Annotated in this window: 22 protein-coding genes; 15 read left to right on the forward strand and 7 right to left on the reverse strand. The window is 69.9% G+C overall.

Going from position 1 to position 19,902, the window contains the following annotated elements:
* Positions 1 to 9 precede the first annotated feature (9 nt).
* The 3 genes from AC3A57_RS01740 to AC3A57_RS01750 form a co-directional block, all read right to left on the reverse strand.
* Positions 10 to 777 (reverse strand): DUF899 domain-containing protein, encoded by a 768-nt coding sequence (locus AC3A57_RS01740; protein ID WP_487577289.1) that lies wholly within the window; start codon positions 775 to 777, stop codon positions 10 to 12.
* Positions 778 to 990: 213 nt separating this feature from the next.
* Positions 991 to 1,656 (reverse strand): Vgb family protein, encoded by a 666-nt coding sequence (locus tag AC3A57_RS01745; RefSeq protein WP_487577290.1) that lies wholly within the window; start codon positions 1,654 to 1,656, stop codon positions 991 to 993.
* A 44-nt stretch (positions 1,657 to 1,700) separates the two neighbouring features.
* Complete coding sequence (locus AC3A57_RS01750; RefSeq protein ID WP_487577291.1) at positions 1,701 to 2,921, reverse strand: helix-turn-helix domain-containing protein; 1,221 nt, start codon at positions 2,919 to 2,921, stop codon at positions 1,701 to 1,703.
* A 334-nt stretch (positions 2,922 to 3,255) separates the two neighbouring features.
* On the opposite strand from AC3A57_RS01750, the gene AC3A57_RS01755 reads away from it, so the two are divergent.
* The 3 genes from AC3A57_RS01755 (at position 3,256) to AC3A57_RS01765 (ending at position 4,481) form a co-directional block, all read left to right on the forward strand.
* Positions 3,256 to 3,708: a helix-turn-helix transcriptional regulator gene (locus AC3A57_RS01755; RefSeq protein WP_487577292.1), complete on the forward strand. Its 453-nt coding sequence runs from the start codon at positions 3,256 to 3,258 to the stop codon at positions 3,706 to 3,708.
* Positions 3,709 to 3,739: 31 nt separating this feature from the next.
* The gene (locus tag AC3A57_RS01760; protein WP_487577293.1) at positions 3,740 to 4,150 is read left to right on the forward strand and encodes a VOC family protein; all 411 of its coding nucleotides are present in this window, start codon (positions 3,740 to 3,742) and stop codon (positions 4,148 to 4,150) included.
* Between the two features lie 112 nt (positions 4,151 to 4,262).
* The gene (locus AC3A57_RS01765; protein WP_487577294.1) at positions 4,263 to 4,481 is read left to right on the forward strand and encodes a hypothetical protein; all 219 of its coding nucleotides are present in this window, start codon (positions 4,263 to 4,265) and stop codon (positions 4,479 to 4,481) included.
* Positions 4,482 to 4,485: 4 nt separating this feature from the next.
* Here the strand turns inward: AC3A57_RS01765 and gcvA are convergent, their stop codons facing one another.
* The gene (gene gcvA, locus AC3A57_RS01770; protein ID WP_487577295.1) at positions 4,486 to 5,412 is read right to left on the reverse strand and encodes a transcriptional regulator GcvA; all 927 of its coding nucleotides are present in this window, start codon (positions 5,410 to 5,412) and stop codon (positions 4,486 to 4,488) included.
* A 130-nt stretch (positions 5,413 to 5,542) separates the two neighbouring features.
* Here gcvA and AC3A57_RS01775 point away from each other — a divergent pair, with 130 nt between their 5' ends.
* Positions 5,543 to 6,367 carry an MBL fold metallo-hydrolase gene (locus tag AC3A57_RS01775; protein ID WP_487577296.1) on the forward strand — a complete coding sequence of 275 codons (825 nt, stop codon included), beginning with the start codon at positions 5,543 to 5,545 and terminating at the stop codon, positions 6,365 to 6,367.
* On the forward strand, positions 6,364 to 7,224 hold the full coding sequence (locus AC3A57_RS01780; protein WP_487577297.1) for an MBL fold metallo-hydrolase: 861 nt from the start codon (positions 6,364 to 6,366) through the stop codon (positions 7,222 to 7,224). The genes AC3A57_RS01775 and AC3A57_RS01780 overlap by 4 nt, the downstream gene beginning before the upstream one ends.
* 222 nt (positions 7,225 to 7,446) lie before the next feature.
* On the opposite strand, the gene AC3A57_RS01785 is transcribed toward AC3A57_RS01780, so the two are convergent.
* Entirely contained in the window at positions 7,447 to 8,454 is a 1,008-nt protein-coding gene (locus AC3A57_RS01785; protein WP_487577298.1) for a GlxA family transcriptional regulator, read from the reverse strand.
* Positions 8,455 to 8,560: 106 nt separating this feature from the next.
* Between AC3A57_RS01785 and AC3A57_RS01790 the strand changes: the two genes are divergently transcribed.
* Entirely contained in the window at positions 8,561 to 9,019 is a 459-nt protein-coding gene (locus AC3A57_RS01790; protein WP_487577299.1) for an SRPBCC domain-containing protein, read from the forward strand.
* A 187-nt stretch (positions 9,020 to 9,206) separates the two neighbouring features.
* Here AC3A57_RS01790 and AC3A57_RS01795 read toward each other — a convergent pair whose 3' ends face one another.
* Entirely contained in the window at positions 9,207 to 10,757 is a 1,551-nt protein-coding gene (locus tag AC3A57_RS01795) for a M4 family metallopeptidase (protein ID WP_487577300.1), read from the reverse strand.
* Between the two features lie 645 nt (positions 10,758 to 11,402).
* Here AC3A57_RS01795 and AC3A57_RS01800 point away from each other — a divergent pair.
* From AC3A57_RS01800 to AC3A57_RS01815, 4 genes are all read left to right on the forward strand, one after another.
* Positions 11,403 to 11,687 (forward strand): DUF6959 family protein, encoded by a 285-nt coding sequence (locus tag AC3A57_RS01800; RefSeq protein WP_487577301.1) that lies wholly within the window; start codon positions 11,403 to 11,405, stop codon positions 11,685 to 11,687.
* A 61-nt stretch (positions 11,688 to 11,748) separates the two neighbouring features.
* Entirely contained in the window at positions 11,749 to 12,123 is a 375-nt protein-coding gene (locus AC3A57_RS01805; RefSeq protein WP_487577302.1) for a hypothetical protein, read from the forward strand.
* Positions 12,120 to 12,386, forward strand: a complete 267-nt coding sequence (locus AC3A57_RS01810; RefSeq protein WP_487577303.1) for a hypothetical protein — start codon at positions 12,120 to 12,122, stop codon at positions 12,384 to 12,386. The genes AC3A57_RS01805 and AC3A57_RS01810 overlap by 4 nt, the downstream gene beginning before the upstream one ends.
* A 492-nt stretch (positions 12,387 to 12,878) precedes the next feature.
* On the forward strand, positions 12,879 to 13,319 hold the full coding sequence (locus AC3A57_RS01815; RefSeq protein ID WP_487577304.1) for a hypothetical protein: 441 nt from the start codon (positions 12,879 to 12,881) through the stop codon (positions 13,317 to 13,319).
* A gap of 4 nt (positions 13,320 to 13,323) precedes the next feature.
* Here AC3A57_RS01815 and AC3A57_RS01820 read toward each other — a convergent pair whose 3' ends face one another.
* Positions 13,324 to 13,656, reverse strand: coding sequence for a cupin domain-containing protein (locus tag AC3A57_RS01820; protein ID WP_487577305.1), 333 nt, complete (start codon positions 13,654 to 13,656; stop codon positions 13,324 to 13,326).
* 286 nt (positions 13,657 to 13,942) lie between these two features.
* Here AC3A57_RS01820 and AC3A57_RS01825 point away from each other — a divergent pair, with 286 nt between their 5' ends.
* The 5 genes from AC3A57_RS01825 (at position 13,943) to AC3A57_RS01845 (ending at position 19,887) form a co-directional block, all read left to right on the forward strand.
* Complete coding sequence (locus AC3A57_RS01825) at positions 13,943 to 14,398, forward strand: hypothetical protein (protein WP_487577306.1); 456 nt, start codon at positions 13,943 to 13,945, stop codon at positions 14,396 to 14,398.
* A gap of 487 nt (positions 14,399 to 14,885) precedes the next feature.
* Positions 14,886 to 16,211 carry a glycosyltransferase gene (locus tag AC3A57_RS01830; protein ID WP_487577307.1) on the forward strand — a complete coding sequence of 442 codons (1,326 nt, stop codon included), beginning with the start codon at positions 14,886 to 14,888 and terminating at the stop codon, positions 16,209 to 16,211.
* Complete coding sequence (locus AC3A57_RS01835; RefSeq protein WP_487577308.1) at positions 16,190 to 17,545, forward strand: condensation domain-containing protein; 1,356 nt, start codon at positions 16,190 to 16,192, stop codon at positions 17,543 to 17,545. The genes AC3A57_RS01830 and AC3A57_RS01835 overlap by 22 nt, the downstream gene beginning before the upstream one ends.
* Positions 17,542 to 18,555, forward strand: coding sequence for a glycosyltransferase family 2 protein (locus AC3A57_RS01840; protein ID WP_487577309.1), 1,014 nt, complete (start codon positions 17,542 to 17,544; stop codon positions 18,553 to 18,555). Before AC3A57_RS01835 ends, AC3A57_RS01840 begins: the two co-directional genes overlap by 4 nt.
* 36 nt (positions 18,556 to 18,591) lie before the next feature.
* Positions 18,592 to 19,887 (forward strand): condensation domain-containing protein, encoded by a 1,296-nt coding sequence (locus AC3A57_RS01845; RefSeq protein ID WP_487577310.1) that lies wholly within the window; start codon positions 18,592 to 18,594, stop codon positions 19,885 to 19,887.
* Positions 19,888 to 19,902: the final 15 nt, after the last annotated feature.

Below are 19,902 nucleotides of genomic sequence, written 5' to 3' on the forward strand. Positions count from 1 at the left end.
CGGTCCGGCTCAGCCCTGCGAGCCGCAGCACGCGCTCGCCGCGTCCGCGTCATAGCGGTCGCGGTGGCGCACCCAGGCCATCGAATACTCCAGGCCGTCCTCGTCGCGTCCCTTGGGCGTCAGATCGAGCAATGGATAGGTGTGCATCATCACTTCGACGCCGCGGCCATAACAGGAATAGGTGTGGAATACCGCGCCGGTCGGGTCGCGGTAGAACACGCTGAGGCCTGGCGCTTCCTCGTGCGGGAAAGCCTGGCGCACGTAGTTGTAGTTCACCTGTCCGGACGACATCTCGTCCTGGTCGAAATTGACCCCGAAGTCGCGATTGAAGTCGCTGCCGTAGGACGACGCCCAGGCGAAACCCCATCCCATGCGCCGGCGGAAGGCTTCGATCTGCGCCAACGGCGCGCGCGAGATCGCGACGAAGCCGACATCGCGCTGGGCGAGGTGGGCGATCGCGCCGTCGGTGTGGTCGGCCATGAAGGAACAACTCTTGCAGCCCTGCTCCCAACCGGGCGCGAACATGAAGTGCTGGACCAGCAGCTGGCTGCGGCGGCCGAACAGCTCGCCCAGCCGGCGCGGTCCCTGCGGCGTATCGAACCGATAGTCCTTCTCGACCCGCAGCCATGGCAGCGCGCGGCGTTCGCGCGCGATCTGGTCCTGCAGGCGGGTCAGTTCCTTCTCGCGCGCCAGCAGCCGGCGGCGCTCGGCCAGCCAGCGCTCGGCGGAAACCACGGCATGGCCGGCGAGGCCGGCGTCGGCGATCACAGCGTTCATCGTGTGCTCCTCGGCCCGAGGGGCCGTCGTAGGGAAGGCGGTGCGATGGTTGGTCGAGCCGGACCGGTGCCTTTCCGGATCGGCATCTTTTGGGACCGGCACCGTTCGGAACCGGCACCGTTCGGCGACGGCGTGCCGTTCCGGTGCGCGAACCGGTGGGGGAGATCGGATCCGGCGCGGCGGCAGCGAGCCGCCGCTTGCGCGGCGCGAGCGCTAGCCGGCCTTGGCTTTCGGCCGGCGCACCGCGCGCACCCGGCCGCTGGAACCGCCGCCGCAATAGAACAGCTCCGCGCCGTCGGACTCGAGCCCGCTGACGAAGCTGTCGGCCGGCATCGCCAGCCGTTGCAGCACTGCGCCGCTGTGCGGTTCGATCCGGCGCAGTTCGCTTTCGTCGCCTTCCCAGGTGGCGTGCCAGAGCTCGCCGTCGACCCAGGTCACGCCGGTGACGAAACGATTGGATTCGATCGTGCGCAACACCGCGCCGCTGGCGGGGTCGATCTGGTGGATCTTGCGTTCGCGGTACTGGCCGACCCACAGGCTGCCTTCGGCCCAGGCCAGGCCCGAATCGCCGCCGGCGCCCGGCGCCGGGATCGTCGCCAACACCTCGCCGGTGACCGGGTCGATCTTGTCTATGCGCGCTTCGGCGATCTGATAGAGGTAGGTGCCGTCGAATGCGGTGCCGGCATCGGCCGCGCGCTCGATGCTGCGTTCGACCCGGCCGCTGGCGGGGTCGAAGGCCAGCACCCGGTCGCCGGTGGCGGCCCAGACATGGCGGCCGTCGTAGGTCACTCCGGCGATCTTGTCGGCGCCGTCGAACGGGCCGTATTCGCGCACGATCTGCGCCGGCAACGGATCGGGCTGGTGGGCGTTGCGGGCCATGCTGGACTCCCGGGGGGCGCTCGTCGCGGCGCCGTGAGGCCAATCTACTCAGGCGGCAGCGAAGCGGGGAGTAACAAGATCGTCGTGAATCCGAGCAGCGGCGGCGCCAGCCAGCGCTGGGCGCGGGCACGGCCGACCGAACGCACCCGGCCTTGGTCCTGCAACTCGGCCAGGGCGCGCTGCACCGAGCGCTGGCTGGCGCCCAGCGCCTGCGCCAGGCCCGAGGTCGACCAGGCCGCGCCGTCGGCGAGCAGGGCCAGCAACGAGGCCTGGCCGCCGTCGATCGGCGGCGCCAGCACCGCCACCCTTCGCCCTTGCCGCGGCCGCAGGGCGAAGCCGTGCGCGGTCGCCTCGATCGCGGCCGCCGGCGCCAGCAGCGCGCGCAGTCGGCCGATCTCGACCCGCAGCCGCGCGCGATGGCTGTCGTCGGCGACGCGAGTGCGGAACACGCGCGCGATCAGCTCGCCGCGCTCGGCCTCGCCGGGCCAGGCTTCGGCCAGGGCGCGCAGCAAGGCGAACAGCACCGGCCGCCGCGCCAGCGGGCGCCAGACCTGGCCCGCCTGCCAGCCGCGACGGCAGGCATCGACGACCAGCGCGTCCGAGACGAACAGGGCTTCGACCTGCTCCAGGCGCAGCGGTTGCTCGTGCCCGGCGCGGATCAACCGCGCCGCGACGCATTCGAGCGCACCGCGCGCCTCGGCGGTTTCGGCGACCAGCGAGGCCACCCCGGCATGCCGAGCCGCCGCTTCGGCACGATCCAGGGCCGCGCGCGCGGCACGGGTACGCAACGAGCGCAAGGCCAGTTCGGCCTCGACCAATGCCGCCACCGCGGTCAGCGCCGGCGGCAAGTCGGTCGGCTCCAGCGTCGCCAACACCGACATCGCTTCGTCCAGGCGGCCGAGCAACAGCGCCCGGCGCGCCGCGATCAACCGCGCCTGGCCGGCGTTGGCGCGGTCGCCGCGTTGGGCCAGCGCTGTCGCGGCTTGGGCGAGCGCGCGCGGCGAGCCGCCGAGGTCGCGCATGGCCAACGCGGTTTCGGCCTCGGCGACCACGCAACGCGCCCGCGCCCCGGCCTCGCGCGCGCCGAACCCGCGCGCGGCGCGGCGCAGCAGCTCGCGCGCGCGCGGGTAATCGCCCAGTTGGGCCATGGCGATGCCGCGCAGGGCCAGCGCCGGCGGATCCTCGCGCAGGGCCACCCGCTTGAGCGCGGCGAGCGCATCGCCGACGGCCAATGCGCGTCCGGCGGCGGCGATCAGCGAGTCCATCGCGCCACGCTACGCCGGCGCCGCGGCGGCGTACAGGGCAGCGACCGCAGCGGCGCACATCGCCGAAGTCTCTGCGTGCCCGGGTGCGCGGCACGAGCGCCCGAGACCAGGGACGCAGGGGGTTAAGCGCGCTTGACCCTGCGTCCTTTCGCAACCGCTCGGACCACTGGAGCGAAGCAGCGGATAAGCGCAATGCGCGACGAAACCTTCCGCCGTCGTTGCCGCGAAAGCGGGAGCCCAGGGCTCTACCGAGACAGGGTTGCGGAACCGCTGCCCGCCTGCGCGGTGATGACGCCACTCGCGCTGGCGACCTCGCCGTGGCAGGATCGCCGCCGTGACCAGCCGACCCACCGCAGCCGCCGCCACGGTGCACTTGCGCGATCTCGCGCGGCTGCGCCGTGTGCGCGACCGGATCGACCGCGAGTACGCGCAGCCGCTGGACGTGGAAGCCCTGGCTCGCGCCGCCGGCATGTCGGCCGGCCATCTCAGCCGCCAGTTCAAGCTCGCTTACGGCGAATCGCCCTACGCCTATCTGATGACCCGGCGCATCGAACGCGCCATGGCCCTGCTGCGCCAAGGCGAGCAAAGCGTGACCGAGGTCTGTTTCGCGGTCGGCTGCTCCTCGCTCGGCACCTTCAGCACCCGCTTCGCCGAACTGGTCGGCATGCCGCCCAGCGTCTATCAGCGCCAGCACGCGCAGGCCACCGCCGGCCTGCCGTCGTGCGTGGCCAAGCAAGTGACAAGACCGATCAGGAATCGAGAAGCGCCGGCCGTCGAGCCCGCCTAGGATGACGGCTCACTCACCCACCGAGACGGCCATGAACCTCAACATCCACTCCAGCTTTCTGCCGCACAACGATCCGGAAGCCTCGCTGGCCTTCTACCGCGACACGCTCGGCTTCGAAGTGCGCAAGGACGTCGGCTACCAGGGCCTGCGCTGGATCACCGTCGGCCCCAGCGGCCAGCCCGCGACCTCGATCGTGCTGTACCCGCCCAATGCCACCCCCGGCATCACCGACGAAGAACGCCGGGTGATCGCCGAGATGATGGCCAAGGGCACCTTCGCCATCCTGATGCTGGCCACGCCCGACCTGGACGGCGTGTTCGCCCGCCTGCAGAGCGGCGAGGTCGAAGTCGTGCAGGAACCGACCGATCAGCCCTACGGCGTGCGCGACTGCGCGGTGCGCGATCCGGCCGGCAACTTGATCCGCATCCAGGCCCAGGGCTGAGCCGAGCGGCGGCCGCGATGCCACGCGGCCGCCATCGCCCCCAGCCGCTGCCGCTACCGCCTCTCCCCGGCCGCGCGCCGGGGCCCATCGGTCGTCCCGCCCAGGAGCACTCATGAACGCGAATCAGTGGATCCGGCAATTCCACCGTTGGACCTCGATCGTCTTCACCCTCAGCGTCATCGCCACCTTCGTCGCCCTGGCGCAGGAAAAACCGATCGTCTGGGTGTCGTATGTGCCGCTGTTGCCGCTGGCCTTGCTGGCTTTGACCGGGCTGTACCTGTTCGCCCTGCCCTATCTGGCCAAGCGGCGCCGGCCCGCGGCCGGCGAATGAGGCCTCACGCGCCGGCGCCGGCGTCCATCGCCGTCGCTTCCGCGCGCAGCCAACCGCAGAACGCGTCGATCGCCGGGTGCGCGTCCGCGCCCGGCCGGCGCACGATCCAGAACGCATAGGCGTTGTCCAGCGACAGCGCGAACGGCCGCGCCAGCCGTCCGCGCTGCAGATCGTCCGCGACCAGGGGCGCCACCCCCAGGGCCACGCCGTGGCCCGCGGCGGCCGCCTCCTGGGCCAGATAGATGCTGGCGAACAGCGGCCCGCGGCCGGCGTCGATGCGGCCGGCGCCGGCCGCCTGCAACCACGCGCGCCAATCGGGCACGCCGGCGCGGCCGACCGCGCTTTCGTCGTGCAGCAACGTGTGCCGGCGCAAATCCTGCGCGCGCTGCAGCGGCCGCGCCGCGTCCTCCAGCAGCGCCGGAGCGCAGACCGGAAACGCCGGCGCCGGCATCAACCGCTCGGCGCTCAGCCCCGGATACGCGCCGACGCCGTAACGGATCGCCACGTCGATGCCGTCGCGGACGAAATCGGCGTGTTCGTTGCCGGTTTCGATGCGCAGCCTGAGTTCGGGATGGGCCTGGTGGAACCGGTGCAGGCGCGGCGCCAGCCATTTCGCCGCGAACGACTCCATCGTGCTCACCCGCAGATCGGCCGCGGCCGGCGCAGCGACCCGGTCCACAGCCAGATCGAGCAAGCCGAACAACTCGCCCAGCGACGCCGCCAGGGTCGCGCCTTCGCCGGTCAGTTCGATCGCGCGGTGGCCGCGGTGGAACAGCTTCGTCCCCAGATACGCTTCCAGGCGCTTGACCTGATGGCTGACCGCGGCCGGGGTCACGAACAACTGCGCCGCCGCATTCTGGAAGCTGCGGCAGCGCGCGGCGGCCTCGAAGGCGCGCAGGGCGTTGAGCGGAACGGGAGGACGCGGCTTCACGGTGGCCTCGGGCGCGGAGCCGGCATCGTATCAAGTTAGTTTTACTAATGCGTACGCGAAAACATCTCGTTTGTCGCGCCGGCCGGCGCTGGCCATCCTGGCCGCCCGCCCCCCCCCTCAGGCACGCGCCATGAAAGTCGAGCCGCTCCACCCGGATGCCGTCATGTTCGTCGGCGACGAGTACGAATCGGTCGCCACCGCCTTCTTCGACGGCGACGACGCCCTGCTGGTCGATGCGCTGGCCGGCGAGGCGGATGCGCGCCGCCTGCGCCAGGTGCTGTGCGAGGAACTGGGCAAGACCGTGCGGGTGGTGGTCTCGACCCATCGCATGAGCGACCACATGGCCGGGCTGGCCCTGTTTCCGCAGGCGCTGGGCATCGCCCACCGCCACCACCGCCATACCTTCCTGTCGCAGAACCGGCGCGTCGACGCGTACTACCGCGAGCCGAAACTGGTGTTCGACGCCGCGATGAGCCTGCGCTGGGGCCGGCACGAACTGCATCTGCTGCACAACCCCGGCAAGACCCTGGACCATGTCAGCGTCGACGTGCCCAGCGCCGATCTGGTCTGCGCCGGCGACAACATCGTCGGCCGCATCGTCTACCTGTCCAAGGCCGACCCGGCGCAGATCCGCGCCGCGATCGGCCGGATCGCCCAGCTCGGCCGCGGCACGGTGATCGGCGGCCACATCGGCCGCTTTCCCGCCGCCGCGCTCGGACAGGCGCTGCACTACCTGGACCGGTTGCAGAACACCGTGGTGGGCATCCGCGGCGAAGCGGCGCCGGAGCGGGCGGAACGACGCATCCGCGCGATCGCGATCGAAGACTGCCTCGCGCCCGGCGTGACGCCGACGGCGTTCGAGCGCGAATGGCACGGCCACAATCTCGACGTCATCGTCGCCCAATCGGTGTTCGCGCTCGACGCCGCGCTGGCCGTAGGCGAGGCCCGCGCATGAGCGCCGGCCGCGATCCGTCCGCCTACCGCCTGCAGCGGCGCCGTTTGCTGCTCGGCGGCGTCGGCCTCGCCGGCGCCGCGCTGCTCGGTGCGCGCTCCGCCTTCGCCGCGCCGGGCGAGGGACTGCGCATCCAGCGCCTGGCCTGGGCCGGCATCCGCCTGCAACTGCCGGCCGCGAGCCTGTTCGTCGATCCGCTGATCAATCCCGAAGAATGGGGCCGGGCCTTGGCCGATCCACTGATTCCGGTCGAGGTCGCCGACGGCGATGCTTATGTCCTGATCACCCACGCACACGGCGACCACTTCGACGCCAAAGCCGCCGCGCAGGCCCTGCGCAACGGCGGCGTGCTGGCGCATCCGGCCGGCACTCATCCGCTGCCGATCCCGCCCAAGGCGCGGGTGCGGCCGAGCGCGCTGTGGGAGCCGCAGTTGCTCGGCGACTTCACCGCCACCGCCGTGCCGGCCTCGGACGGCTACGGCGACCCGCAGGCCTCGTGGGTGATCTCGGCCGGCGGCCGACGCCTCTTCCACGGCGGCGACACTCTCTGGCACGGGCACTGGTGGCGCATCGGCCGCCAATACGGTCCCTTCGACGCCGCCTTCCTGCCGGTCAACGGCGCCCGCTTCGGCTGGCGCAAACCGGTCAGCGGCCAGCCCGGCGTGCTGACCCCGGAACAGGCGGTGGCCGCGGCGGCCATCCTCGGCGCCGAACGCCTGGTGCCGATCCACTACGGCGTGTCGGGCATCGCCGAGTACGTCGAGGTCGACGATCCGATCGGACGGTTGCGCGCCGCCGCGCGTGGCCAGGCCGTCGAGATCCGTCCGCTCGCGCCGGGGCAATGGCTGGATTGGGATTGATCCGCACGCTCTTGTAGGAGCGGCGTCAGCCGCGACCACCGAAGCGATGGACGCGAGCGAAGCATCCGAAGGCAGCTTGCGGCAGATACGCTTTCGAACACCGCTTCGGTGGTCGCGGCTCATGACCGGAGGAAATCCCTGTGGGACGCCGCTCCTACAGGCTGCTTGCGGTTGGCGACGCAATCGGCTCGGCGGCAAAGGCGCGCACGCAAAACTTGCGACTTAGGCCCCCGACCGCCGCCGGTTGCGCAAGCGGTACTGCGCCGGAGTCACCCCGGTCTTGCGCTTGAACAGCTTGCGGAAGAAGGTCGGATCCTCGTAGCCGACGATCGCGGCGATCTCGTCCACGCCGGCGTCCTCGCACTCGAGCCGCTGCTTGGCCGCTTCGATCCGCAACGATTGCGCGTATTCGACCGGGCTGTAGCCGGTGGCGGCCTGGAAGCGCCGCTTGAAGCTGCGTTCGGCCAGGCCGGAATACGCCGCCATCGCCGCGACCGGGTTGGCGGCCGCGTAGCGCTGCGCGATCCAGGCCTGGACCTTGGCGATCGCGGCATCGTTGTGCTGGCGCGGGCGGGCCATGGACGCGAACGGCAACTGGCCCTGGCCGCGGTCGCCGATCAGGAACAGCCGGGCGACGCGCGAGGCCTCTTGCTGGCCGCAGAACCGGCCGATCAGATACAGCGCCAAGTCCTGCCAGGCGGAGGCGCCGCCGGCGGTGATCAGCTGGCCGCCGCGGCCGCTGTCGCACAGGATGCGCTCGGGACGGAACTTCACCTTGGGGTAGCGATCGCGGAACAGGTCCGCGAGTTGCCAATGCGACGCCACCTCGGCCCCATCGAGCAGGCCGGCTTCGGCCAGCAGGATCGCTCCGCTGCACGAGGAGCACACCAGCGCGCCCTGCTCGGCGTGCCGGCGCACCCAGGCGATTTCCTCGCGCCAACGCCCCGCCGGAGACTCCTGCGGCGCGAGGTGGATGTCGCAGACGATCACGATGTCGGCCGGCGCCTCGTGCAAGCCGTCCTGCGGCGTGACCCGCAGGCCGGTGCTCGACGCGAACGGTCGGGCGCGGCGCGCCACCAGGCGCGGGTGCAGCGCGCGCGGACCGGCCTCGGGATTGCTCGCGGTGTCGCCCAGCACTTCGTGCAGCCCATAGGCCGCCATGGTCCCGCTCTCGGCCAGGGACAGGATCGACAGGTTCAGTGCGGTCTTGGGTCGGGGGCGTACGGGCACCCGGCGATCGTGGCACAAAAGCCCCGATTCCGGCGAATCCGCCTCTCGTTCCGGGCCGCTGCGCGGGCGATCTTGTCGCCACCCCAACCACTAGCCAGGACAACACATGCACGCGCAAGAAGGCCTCGTCGACATCACCCGCCAACTCGCCCACCCCGCCAGCGCGGTCTACGCCGCGTGGTCGCAGCAAGAGGCGCAGCTCGCCTGGGGCGACCCCGGCGATGGCTGGCGGCTGGCGTTCGACGACTTCCGCTTCGCGGTCGGCGAAGTCGACGTCTGCCGTTTCGGCCCCGCGGACGGGCCGCATTACCTCAATCGCAATCGCTACCTGGTCCTGGCCCCGGAGCGGCGGATCGTCTACGCCACCTCGCTGCAGACCGACCAGGGCTTGAGCTTCTGCGGCACGGTCGAGGTCGACCTGGAACCGCACCAGGGCGGCACCCGGCTGCACCTACGCGAACGCGGCTATTACCTCGGCGACGGCGACAGCGCCGAAGCGCACCGCGAAGGCTGGGAAAGCATGCTGTCCGCGCTGGGCGAGTATCTCGACGCCCACGCCGGTTGAAAGCCGCGAAGCCGAAAGCCGGTAGCGCGAGCGAAACGGTCCCCCGGCCGAAGCCGGGGGACCGCGGGTTGCAAGGATTCCGATCCGCTGCCGTCGGTGCCGGACGCCCGCTCGAGAATGCGGCGGGACGATGCGGCGGCCGAAGGCGCGGCCGACGTGGGACGGGTCGAAGAGAACGGCCCGGAGGTTACTGGGCGGTCACGCCGACCTGGGCGAAGGCGTCGATCACGTCGGCGGTGCTGTAGCCCAGGTCGCTGGCGGCCTGGCGCACGCCGACGCCGCCCTGGTTGAAGGTCGTGCTCGGGGTCCAGTAGTCCTTGTTCGCCTTGGCGAAGGCCTTGAACGCCTTGACCGTGCCCCAGTTCGGCTTGTTCGCCAACAGGTAGAACGCCTTGTTGAACACGCCCGAGGAGTAGTGCACGTCCAGGCCGGCGCGGTAGTCGCGGGCATGGCCGATCGAGCGGCCGTCCTGCGGCGGATTGGCGAAGTAGCGCAGCGCGCGGCCGCTGGCCTTGAAGATGTCGGCGCCGACCAGGAAATCGTTGCGGCCGCGGTGGTAGAACTCGGCCGCCTCGCCGGCGATGTCGGAGAACGACTCGTTGATGCCGCCGGACTGGCCGGAGTAGATCAGGCCCGACTGCTGCTCGGTGAACCCGTGCGAAGCCTCGTGCGCGACCACGTCCAGCGAGACCAGCGGATAGAAGGTGCTGCGGCCGTCGCCGAAGGTCAGGGTGCGGCCGTCCCAGAACGCGTTCTCGTAGCTGTTGCTGTAGTGCACGCGCAGGTTCAGCTGGAAGTTCAGCGGCGAAACGCCGACGTAGGCCCGGTAGGTGTCGAACACCACCTTGCCGAAGAAGTGGGCGTCGTTGAGCGGCGAGTAGGCGCCGTTGATCGGCTTCACCGTGTTGCGCGGACCGGTGTAGGAGTACGCGGTCGAGCCGCTCGTGCCGTGATTGAGGTTGATGGTTTTGACGTTCGGGGTGTTGAAGCTGTAGGTGCTGCCGCTCTGGGCGACGTCGATGAAGCCGCGCCCGCCGCTGCCGTACTCGTACTGGCCGATCTTCTGGTTGCCGCCCGGGCCGGTGCCGACCTCGGCGTGGTTCAGGCCTTCCCACTGCTTGAGCACCCGTCCGCTGACGGCGTCGACGATCGCGAACGGCCGGGTCGGCTCGCCGCCTTGCGGCGCGTCGGCGAAGAAGTCCACCGCGTAGGCCAGGTGGGCGCGGTCGGCGTCGTCCAGGTAGATCACCTTGCGGCTGTTCTGCTGGCCCACGCGCAGCGACGCCGCACGCTGGCCCAGGACCGCGCTCTTCGCCAGGCCCAGCGCCTGGGCGCTGTCGATCCTGGCCTGCAGCTTCGGCACGTCCGCGCCGATGCCCGCGACCGAGCGGCCGAACAGCGCGCGCACGTTGCCCTGCGCGTCCTCGCGCACCACCACGTGCTCGCCGAACACCGGAATGCCGCGCCAGCTCTGCTGATAGCGGTAGTTGCGCGAGCCGTCGGCGTCCTGGCTGCGCTTGAGCTCGCCCAGGCTGGATTCGGCATCGAGCGCGATCAGTTCGGCGTGGCGCAGCGACGCCTTGGCGACGGCGCCGGATTGGGCCGTGGCGGCCTGGTACTGCCGGCCGAGCTTGGCCACGTCGACGCCGTGCAAGTCGACGCGTTGCGCCGCGCCGGCGGCGCCGGCGGCCAGGGCCAGGGAAACGGCGAAGCTCAGTACCGATACGTTGCGGTTCATTGGAATACCCCCGAAGGTCAGCGATTGAGTGACGGCCGCGGGCGCGGCCGATGTGCGGCGTTCCGCCGGCGCGTCCGGGCAGCGCGCGCCGGATATCGATTCACCGATTCCGACGGGGTCGCGACTGCCGCGGACGAGGACGTGCGGCGGAATCGACGCTAGGGGGCGGGCGAAAAACGAAGCAAACCCGATTGCCGTCGTCACGTCGCGGATGAGACGGCGATTTTCCCGATCCCAGAGGGCATAGGACGAAACTCCTTGGCGGTCCGGCACTTCGGAATTTCCCGTGTTTTCGCACTGAAAAACCCGCGCGCCGCTGGCGACCCAGGTATATGTTGCAGCGCAACATAATTCGAGCGCGACGCTTGCGCCGATTCCGTTCGATCGACACGACTGCGACGTGACCGAGTGGGCGATTCGAGTCGGCCGAAGGTCGGTGGCGTCGGCGACAAGATCCGTTCCCAGCCAAGACTCATCGCGTCGTCGATCCGTCAACCCGGCTTCGTGACCGACGTAGCCGCGTGACTGCGATATATTCGAGCACTAATCGAAATCGGCGGCCGCTATAACGTTTCGTCATGGCTAGGGCATAAGCCAAGTCGTCGACCGAACCGCTTCGATTTCAGCCATCGCCCCAGGTCGAACATGCGCACCGCAGACGTCGAAATCTATTCCGACCGCAGCAACCAGGCGGTCTTGCGCCATCCCGGGCGGCGCTTTCCCGGCGTCCTGATCCAGGGCGATTCGCTGCATAGCCTGTGCCAGCAGGCCGACCGGGCCTGCGCGGCCGCCGCAGGACGCCTGTCCCCGGACGACTACGACGAACTCGCCGAGTTGCAGTACCTGCTACGGTCCTATCTCGACCATTACAAGGCGGTCCTGGCCGAGCACGGCATGGCGCTTCCGTTCGGCGACGATTGCGACCGATGAGCCATACCAATCCCCGATCGACGTTCGATCGGCCCGCCACGACCTGCGATATCCGCTCCCGATGAAACACGTCGACGAGAAGACCCTGCTGCGCCACGTCCTCGCCGAGTTGGATGGCAAGGCCAAGCACCCCAGCCGATTCGCGCACGTCCTGACGACGCTCTCGCTTTGGCTGCTGACGTTCTCGGTCGCCATGCTCTACTTTCGCTACGGACAGCCCGCGCACTGGACCGACGCCCTGCTGGCGGCAGTCTGCCTCGGCGTCGGCGTCTGGCTCACCCACGACCTGTACCGCAGCGCTTCGCGCCGGCAATGGTCGCAACTGGCGCCGTACATCGATCGCGCCAAGCTGGAGCAGCACTTGCGGCGGCTCGATATGCCTGAGACGGCTGGCTCGGACCCGACTCGCCCCTCACCCGACGACAAGACACCATGACCCGAAAACGACTGCAAGCCGTCCTCGTCGCGCTGTTTTCAGCCGGCTGGCTGGTCCCGCTCGCGTTGGGGGTCGATATCTGGCTGGACTTCTGGCAACTCGAAGCCTGGCCGTTGTTGTCCGGCGTCCCGCGCGGCAATTCCTTTCCCTTCATCGACGCGACCAAGGACTGCCTGCGCTGGGCCTTGCTCTGGCTCGGCGCCGTGGTCGCATTCTGGTCCTATCGGGCTTTTACCGCGACTGCGCGGACTGGCGCCCCATGAAGCCGGCGCCGGCTAGGCCGGGGACTAGGCCGCTCGCCACGCATGCCCAAGGACTCGCCTTGATCGCATCGCTGTCAACCGCGCTATCGTGCGCGGCAACGCCCAACCTGCCCGCATGTCCGACCTCGCTAGCCCCAACATCCGCCCTCGCACCACAGCTGCCGGCCCGACTGCATAACGAATTCGAAGGCGTCGCGAGCATCGTCCTGACGGTGCAGCCCTCTGGTCGGGTTGGCGCGATTCGGATCCTCGCAACGCAATGGAAGCCGACAGGCCGTGCCTCCGGCCGACCGGTCGGCTATGAGGAAGCGATACGTGCGGCCGTATCTCAATGGCGCTATCGACCACGAAGGCAGGCTTGCGTTCACGAGACGCGGATCGATTTTCGCCACGACTTAGCGCGCTGACAGGGCTGTGCCGCAGGCAGTCTGCGCTCTGCTGCCCTTCAAAATGCACACGTCCACCCAGGTCCCGGCACCAGCCGCATCGAACATGACCGAACCCGAGTTCTTCGACATACCCAGCCACAGCCGGTTTCTGGACGGCTACCTGGATGCCGTGGGCCGCTCGCTGACGACCGAACTCGAATCCGTCCAAATCTGGCTTGCGCCGGATCCCGACGCGGACTCGGCCGCGGATGCCGGCGTGGAATGGACGCAAGTCCGGCGCTGGAGCGCCGAGTTCGGCGCCTTCGTGGAGCGATTCCTGCAGATCGACCAGCGCTCCAGTCTGGGCTTCTATCTGATCGATTACCTGTGTTGGTACCGGGATTTCACCGAATCTGCGCTCTGCTTCCGCAGCAGCGTCGGCACGGCCACATACGACATTGCTTATCGGATCGAATGGCCCGATGGAACGCGGGTGCGGCTGATGGCCAGGCGGTCGCTCATCGATCACCCAAACTGCGGGCCGACCTCGGCCCTGGCCTGCTGAGCCGCTAGTCCGCCTTTCCGTCCGCGGCGGACGGATGCAGATGCACCGCCAGCCACAACGCCCCCTGCGACACCCGGCGCACGCTGTGCGGCGTTCCGGCGGGCAGGAACACATGATCGCCGGCGCGCAGCTCGACCGATTCGCCCGCGACGTCCAGCGTCGCCTCGCCCTGCAGCAGCGCCACCCATTCGTCCTGGGGCTGCACGTATTCGGTCGGCTCGATCGCCGCGGAGCTGAGGATCCGCTCCACCACCAGGTTGCGGTGGCTCAGCAGGGGTTCGAAGCGCTCGCCCTCCTCGGGCGCCGGCGCGCCGGCGAACAAGTTGCCGATCTTCATGCCGTATCGCTCCGCTGCGTCGGTCGTCGTGCGCGATCTTCTACCGCAACGCTGCCCCCGGCAACGGAGCCATCGCATCTCCCGCCTTCGTAGAGGCGGTCACGGGGATTCGCTTTCGCTCCCAACGCCGCCGAGACGACCCGCCGCCCGCCAGCCCATCGCTGCTCTGGCCGCCTCCGCCCATCCGGACCGTTGGAACACACGTCGGCCGCATCCAGCGAGTACGGCCTAGCCGGACCGCACCCCACCCGAACGGCCCACCGACGAGTTCCGCCCAGGCGCCCTCATGGACGACAAACTGCGCACCGAATTGCAGGCCGAGTATCTCTACTTGCAGAAGGTCATCGAGGACTTCGACGCCCGCGCGCTGACCATCAAGGCCTGGAGCGTGACGTTCGGCCTGAGCGCAGTCGCCGGCGCCTTCGCCAGCAACGCCCGGGAAGTGCTGCTCGTCGCCGCGTTCAGCGCCCTGGCGTTCTGGTTCCTGGAGGCGATGTGGAAGTCGTTCCAGCTCGGCTACCTCGAGCGCAGCCTGGCGATCGAGCAACATCTTCGCAACGCGGCACAGGTCGCCGCGCCGTTCCAGATCGGCACGGCCTGGAAGACGTACTGGGATCAGCTTGGACGCGCGATGTGGGCGCGTACCCTGTGGTGGCCGCATGTCGCCTTCCCGCACGCCCTGGTCGCGGCCGCCGGCGCGCTGCTGTACCTGCTTTCGGGATACGGGGCGGTCGAACTCTAGCGCGGCCTCGCGGCCCATCGGGCCATCGGGCCATCGGGCCATCGCACGCGATCTTCGGCCCGAACACAACGCGATCTGCAGGTCTATCGCGACGCCCGGGATTTTGTTCGAAACCGGGCATTTTCCCGGATTTTTCCGAAACGGATAACGCGGTCACAGGGTGCGCCACGAGTGGGCGCGACCCGCGACGAACTGTGATGCCGCCAAGGGAAAACTTCCGTGGCGCAGCATTAGATTCCAACGACACCGGTCGTTTCGCGGCGACCCGGCGCACGCCGCCCGGGGACCGAACGTCCGGCGATTCCGTTGCAGCAAGACCCGCGTCCGACCGGCGGATCCCGTCCCGGGTCCAGGACGAGCGCGGGCGGACGCCAGCGGCGCAAGCCGGCCATAGCGGCCGCGGGCCGAGGGCGCGGCACGGCGCTCCGCGGGCGGACTTCGCACGGCGGGCGCGACTTCCACCGTCAGAAGAGGCTGCGATTCACCCATGAGCACGCGGGCGCCGATCGCCATCTTCACCATCGGAACCCAGGGCGACATCCGTCCCCTGGTCGCGCTCGGGCGCGGGCTGCGCAACGCGGGCTACCCGGTGCGCATCGTCACCAGCGACAACTTCGCCGAGCTGGTGCGCGGCGCAGGGCTGGAGCACTACCCGCTGACCAGCGATTTCCACGCCATGCTCCACGCCGACCGCAGCATCGCCGACCGCGGCCTGGACATGCGCGAAATGGCGCGCGTGTTCCGCCGCCAGTACGCGCAGTGGGCGCGCAGCTGGGTCGCCGAAGGCCGCGCGGCGATCGAAGGCGCCGGGCTGCTGATCGGGGTCGGCAACAGCACCTTGCTGGCCAAGTCCCTGGCCGAGGCCCACGGCATCCCGTTCGCGGCCGCGCAGCTGCAGCCGCTCACCCCGTCGCGGCTGGTGCCGCCGGTGGTGCTGGCCGGCAAGAAACGCAACCTGCCGCCGCTGCTCAACGTCGCCAGCTATCACCTGTTGCGCCACCTGGTCTGGCATGTGATGAAGCCGGCGCTCAACGACATCGTGCGGCCCCAACTCGGGCTGAAGAAATATCCCTGGTACGGTCCCTACTACCGCAATGCCGACACCCGGGTGGTCTACGGCTTCAGCCGCCACGTCTCGCCGCGCCCGGCCGACTGGCCGCAGAACGTGCAGATCGCCGGCTACTGGTTCCTGGACGACGCGGGCTGGCGACCCTCGCCGGAACTGCAGGCGTTTCTCGCCGCCGGACCGAAACCGGTCTACATCGGTTTCGGCAGCATGGTCTCCAGCGACGCGACCCAGTTCACCCAGACCGTCGTCGACAGCGTGCGCAAGAGCGGTCGGCGCGCGGTGCTGGCCACCGGCTGGGGCGGGCTGGACCATCCCGACGGCGCGCTCGACGAGCAGATCTTCTTCATCCGCCAGGCGCCCCACGACCGCCTGTTCCCGTTGATGTCGGCGGCGGTGCACCACGGCGGCGCCGGCACCACCGCGGCGGCGGCGCGCGCCGGCATCCCTTCGATCATCGTGCCCTTCTACGGCGACCAGCCGTTCTGGGCCCATTCGCTCAACGCTCTGGGCGCCGGCCCGGCCGCGCTCGACCGCAACCGGCTCGACGCCGACGTCCTGGCCGACGCGCTGGAGCAGGCGCACGACGTGCCGATGCAGCAGGCCGCGGCCGCGCTGGGCGAGCGCATCCGGGCCGAAGACGGCGTGGCCGAGGCGATCCGCCACCTGCGCAGTTGGGGCCTGCTGGAGCCGGCCGTGGAAGAGCGCGGCAAGGCGTCCCTGCAATGGCTGGGGAACACCGCATGATCGGCGCGGACCGGACCGCTTCGCCCGCTGCCGGCCAGGCCCTGCAGCGGCCGCTGAGCCTATTCGAGCGCGGCATGTACCTGGAAGGCCAAGTGCCGGTGGCGATCGTGATTCCGGCGCGCATCGAAGGCCGGTTGGACGAGGCGCGCCTGCGCCGCGCCTTGGCCCGGATCCAGGCCAAGCACCCGCTGCTGCGCAGCGTGGTGACCGCCGTCGACGGCCGGCCCTGGTTCAAGGAGCAACGGCCGGCGCCGCCGATCCCGCTGCGCGTGGTCGAGCGCGACGACGACCAGCATTGGGAACGCGAAAGCGAACTCGAGCGCAGTCGCTTGTTCGATGCCGGGCGCGAACCGCTGGTGCGGGTCGTGCTGGTGCGCGGGGCCGGCGCGAGCGAACTGCTGCTGACCTGCCATCACTGCGTCTGCGACGGCGTTTCGGTGTTGACCCTGCTGCGCGAGCTGTTGCTGTTGTGCGACGATCCGGAGCGCGACATCGGCCGCCACGACGCGATGCCGCCGGTCGACGCCTTGCTGCCCGACTCCGTGCTCGGCGACGGCGCGATCCGGCGCCGGCTGCGCTGGAAGACGGTCCTGTTCAACCTGTGGGTGCGTACGCGCCGGATCGGCCCCGCGGTCGGCTATGGCCCGGTGTACAGCACCCGCTGGCAGTTGGACGCCGCCGACTACCGCGCCCTGGCCGAACGCTGCCGGCAGGAACAGGTCACCGTGTTCAACGTCGTCGGCCTGGCGCTGATGCTGAGTTTCCGCGACATCCTGGGCAAGCAGGCGATCGAGCAGTTCTCGCTGCCGGTCGACGTGCGCCGGTTCCTGCCCAAGCTCGGCGCCGACGCGCTGTTCGCGATGGCGCCGACCATCCAGCTGTCGCCGGCGATCGCCACCGGCTTCGGCGGCGACGAGGGCGAGTACTGGACCGTCGCCCGCGGCATGCGCAAGGACATCGACGCCAAGATCGGCGAGCTCGGCCCGCAGGTGCACGAGAACCTGCTCGGCATGGAGCGCGTGCACGCCCTGTTCGACCGCCTGATCGCCTATTCGCGCTCGCGCCGCGGCGGCCGCGGCGTCACCCTGTCCTACCTGGGCAAGCTCGACCTGGCGCGCGACTACGGCGATTTCCGGCTCAAGGCGGTGCTCAGCCCGACCGCGGCGCTGGCGCCGACCCCGGCCAACCTGGTCACCATCGTCGCCGACCAGGACGTGCTCGATTTCGCCCTGACCTCGGACGAACAGTCGCTGCCGCGCGCCCAGGCCAAGGCGATCCGCGACCGCACCCTGCAACGGCTGCGCCGGCTGGCGCAGCGGGAGACCGACGCATGAGCGAATCCCAGGCCGATTCCGCGGCGTTGCCGGCCGCTGTCGCCGCGCAGCCCGCGCCGTCGCCCGCGCTAGACGACGACACCGCCGGGACCGCCGTGTTCGGGCTGATCTTCGTGCTCTACCAGCCCACCGCCGAGTTCGTGCGCAACCTCGACAAGGCGCGCGCGCAGTGCCGGCACGTGGTCGCGGTCGACAACTCGCCGCAGATCGATCCGGAACTGCACGAGGCCCTGCGCCGCGGCGGCACCACGGTGATCGCCAACCACAACCGCGGCGGCCTGGCCGGGGCCTACAACCGCGGCACCGAGGCGCTGCTGGCGCAAGGCTGCGAAGTGGTGTTCCTGCTCGACCAGGACTCCGACATCGCCGAGGACTTCTTCGCCGACATGATGCGCGCCTGCGCCGAAACCGGCAGCCGCACCTTCCTGATCGGCCCGAAGATCTACGAGATCAACCTCGGCAAGTGCATGCCCTCGATCCCGCCGGGCCGGCGCTTTCCCAAGCCGCGGCGCATCGACGACGAGCCGCAGGGCCTGTTCCCGTCGCTGTTCGTGATCTCCTCCGGCTCGGCGTTCTCGGCCGAGACCTTCCGCCAACTCGGCGCGTTCCGCGAAGACTATTTCATCGAGTACATCGACATCGAATACGGCCTGCGCGCCTCCGATCGCGGCATTCCGGTGTACATGAACGCCGGCGTGACCATGCGCCAGACCACCGGCGCGATCCAACGCCACGGCAAGATGTTCACCACCCACCACGTCGCCTGGCGCCGGTATTACGGCGCCCGCAACGCGGTGCACGCGCTGGGCTTGTACCGGCGCAAATGGGCGCTGCACTGGCTGCCGGGCCTGCTGGCCGTGCACCAATCGGTCTGCGTGCTGCTGTTCGAACCGCGCAAGCTGGCCAAAGTCGCGGCGATCTGGTGCGGCTACCTCGACGGCCTGTTCGGCCGGCTGGGCACCTTCGAAAGCCGCCACCCGCGCATCCACGCCTTCTGCACCCGGCGCTGACCCGGCGCGCGTGCCCGTCCCGATACGAGGTCGACGATGAAGCGCAAGATGTCCACGATCGAACGCATGATCGACGGCAACGTGGTATTCGCGGTCACTCTGGCCGGAGACCTGGACGAAACCCGGCTGCGCGCGGCGATCGACCGGGTGCAGGCCAAGCACCCGGCGTTGCGGATGCTGATCCGCGAGCAAGGCGGAGCCCTGCTCTACGAGATGGACTGCGCGCCGCCGGTGCCGCTGCGCATCGTCGAAGGCGTCGATCACGAAACCCATGCCCGCGAATGGCGCCACGAGGCCTACACGCCCTTCGTCCACGAGCTGCCGCAGCTGCGCCTGACCTGGCTGCGCTCGGACGAGGAGCACGAGCTGCTGATCGCCGCCACCCACCGCATCTGCGACGGCATGAGCCAGCTGACCATCGTCCGCGAGTTGCTCGACGGGCTGGACTCCGGGCAGGCGCTGGTGCCCTATCGAGCCATCACCCCGACCGACGTGATCGGCGACTTCGACGACGGCAAGCGCTGGAAGCGGCGCGCCGCCGCCTGGCTGATCAACGCCGTATTCGCCCTGCTGCCGCCTACGCGCCGGCCGGTCGACAAGCACGAACTGCATATCCACTGGAGCCTCGGCGCCGACCTCACCGAGGCCCTGCGCCGGCGTTGCAAGGCCGAGGCCGTGTCCCTGCACACCGCGCTGCTGTTGGCCCTCAGCCAGGCCCAGCAGGCCACCTTGAAGCGCAAGATGCCGGACTGGATCGAAAGCCCGATCGACGCCCGCCGCGAACGCCTGTCCATGCTCAAGAGCGACATGCTGTTCTTCGGCGGCGGCAGCTTCAAGGTACCGGCGCGGCAGAACGCCGGTCCGGATTTCTGGAGCGCCGCGCGCGAACTCAACCGCCACATCCTGCAGCAGGTCGCCCAGGGCATCGACGACATCCCCGGCAAGTACCAGTTCTGCGAAATGATCCGCCCGCCCTCGCAGGCCAAGATCCGCACGCTGGTCCGGCTCGGCGATGCGATCAGCCGCAACCGCAACTGGAACCTGTTTTCGTTCTCCAACCTCGGCAACATCCAGTTGCTGCAACCCGGCTCGCCGCTGCGCGTACGCCGGCTGCGGATCTACGTGCACTCCTTCGCCAGCCGCGTGCTCGGGGTGATCGCCTACACCTTGAACGGCGAACTGAACTTCATGTACACCGGCGACGACCAGTGCCTGAGCCGGCCGGAAGCCGATGCCCTGCGGGCGGCGTTCATGGCCCAGTTGGAGGCCTGCCTGGCCCAGGACAGCACGCTCGTGCCGGCGCAGGACGCGTTGGACGCCGAGCCCGCCTAAGGCTGCGCGCCGGTC

It is taken from the genome of Lysobacter sp. Soil_C_15, assembly GCF_057657315.1.